Origin of the sequence: Sphingobium sp., from assembly GCF_003248505.1 — a bacterium.
GTDB lineage: Bacteria > Pseudomonadota > Alphaproteobacteria > Sphingomonadales > Sphingomonadaceae > Sphingobium.
In genome coordinates this window covers 1-2,281 of the sequence record NZ_QFOA01000159.1, presented here as the reverse complement: position 1 = coordinate 2,281, position 2,281 = coordinate 1, and the positions used below count along the sequence as shown (strand labels likewise).

The window sequence follows — 2,281 nt, the reverse complement described above, 5'->3', positions numbered from 1 at the left end:
GTTCTTCGGCAGGTGGGGCTCGATTGCGCCCCATGCTTCATCCGACAGCCAGAATAACGAACGCGACATCTCCAAGGGCCTCCTGCTTCAACGGAGCCCTCCTGAATCAATGTGCCAACAGATTTTCAATAGGCTGATTGAGTTTGAACCCTAGTGGGGTAGCGGTAAAAGCATCATGCCAAACCCGTCGGGGCGCTTGCGTTGGCCCTTTCTGGCAAGCCGGCAAATCAGGTCTGATGCTGGCGTAAGATCATGTCGACGAGACGTTGAACAGGCGGCTTGCCAGAACGCACTCGCCGCCACGTCGGCCAATTGCAAGCCGGCCAGATTGTCGTGCGGAACAACCTCTATCAGGTCATCGAAAATGACGTCTGGTGTAATGCCCTTTCTGTCGAGCGTCAGATTGCCCGTCAGCGATTGCGCAATGATTCTCCGCAGATACCCCCTCAATTCGCCGTAGTCATGGCCACCGCGGTGTGAAAACACCAATCGCGCCGGAAAGACTCCTGCACCCATCTTTCGGCCACGCCTTGCGCACCATTCCGTTACGCGTTCGAGGAGAAGCCTGAGGCACCAGTTATAGAACTGCTTGTCATTAGATTTACCTAATCGCTGACTTCGGTGCCGGCGCATCGTATCTTTATGAGATGCGACAATGAAGAGGCGAACTGGCTTGCTTGCAAGCACCCTGCACACATGCCGACGATTGGCATCGCTGAACTTACGATAATGAATGTCCGAAGGGCCGTTACGACGGATCGCACGGTTCATGTCCTTGATCCATTCAACGGTGTCGGCGTCGTTCTCGGCTCCTACCACAACCGCGGACAAGACGAACCAATCAGACCAATGTGGCTCATCGGTTGCCTTCGGCTTTACTCCGGGGTCGCCCGCCTCATCGATGTAGACATGAAATAGCGGCTGCATATGTTCTTTGTTGCGGCAGCGCTCAGAAGAGTCGAGTCCTCCCATATCATTTATTCCACAATGTTAAAGTCTTGCTGAGACTGCCGATTATCAGGCCTCGCCTCTTGGTGATTCCTTGAAGTGGGCATGAAGGCTCACTCCTCCCGTTCCGGGCTGATCGACGCAGTCCGCCGTACTGAGCATCCCTGTTTCACATTGGGTTTGGCGCAACAAATGAGCCCCAACTCCCGCCCTTGAGCGATCACGCGGCGGACAGCTTCTGGCGACCAGTTCAGAGCACCACGCGGCGTTGGCTCCCGCAAATCCTTGCCGAGCCAAGCCGCAATACCGCGCAGTGTGGCATCTGGCTGGCTTCTAAGCTTGTCGGCAACAAGTATAGCAACCCGGCTATCGGGGGAAAGGCGCGGCGCCGTCTCTAAGATCACAGGATTTGCGTAGCCTGCGTCAACGAGCGCTCGGCACGCCTTCACCAACGTGCGTTCGGAGAAAGAGCGCACCGGCGGCCTGAGCGCCCTAATATGCCGTAACACAAACGCCCAGGGCAACTGCGGCCGCAGGCGCTCAACGAGCGGCAGCCAAGCTTGCCGACCGTCTATCAGATCGTGGAGATGCTTTTCCTTCAGAGTGTGGCGTAGCTCATCAATTGCTGACGGATCCCGCGCGCGCATTTTCGGATTTCCCGGTTTCGCGCCACGCGCGACCGCCGCCTTGAGGCCCGCGCGCGTCCGCTCCCGAATGAGAGCACGTTCGAATTCGGCGAAGGCCCCGAGCATCTGCGTCATCAACATGCCTTGTGGGCTGCTCGTGTCGATTGGATCGTTGATCGAGCGAAAGTAGGCGCCCTTCGCCCGAAGCGCTTCGACGATATCGAGCAAATGCGACAACGATCGTGCGAGGCGATCAATCCGCACAACGACGAGGGTATCCCCCTGCCCTACCGCAGCGAGCGCGCTGGCCAACTTGGGACGGCTGCGGCTAGCGCCGCTGGCCCGGTCTTCGAATATGGCTGCACAGCCTGCGCGCCGTAACTCACCGATCTGCGCGAATGTGTCCTGTTCGTCGGTCGAAACACGGGTGTAGCCGATCAAGGGCATTTGTCACAATCCATTTAACGGGGATAACCGAACGGTTGCCCCCGTTATACGATCTCTGCACGGTTCGCGCGCCTGGAATTTGGCGAGAGAATGGAAAGTCAGTTGGAAGGGGCGTCAGCGGGCGACGCGCACGCCCTTCCCCTCGGCGTCCCGCCTTTTACGGGGGCGTTTGCGGGAGGGGGCGGAATCCTACGCCAAGCTCGCCCAGATAGCCGGCGCGAGATCTTACTTGTTGCTGCCTTCTACGGTCGCGCCAGAAA

At 58.3% G+C, this 2,281-nt stretch carries 2 protein-coding genes; both read right to left on the bottom strand.

Annotated features, from left to right (window positions below):
- Positions 1–150: 150 nt before the first annotated feature.
- Positions 151–972 carry a DUF3800 domain-containing protein gene (locus DI606_RS20025; RefSeq protein ID WP_157102575.1) on the bottom strand — a complete coding sequence of 274 codons (822 nt, stop codon included), beginning with the start codon at positions 970–972 and terminating at the stop codon, positions 151–153.
- An 89-nt stretch (positions 973–1,061) separates the two neighbouring features.
- Entirely contained in the window at positions 1,062–2,021 is a 960-nt protein-coding gene (locus tag DI606_RS20020; protein ID WP_084439159.1) for a recombinase family protein, read from the bottom strand.
- Positions 2,022–2,281: the final 260 nt, after the last annotated feature.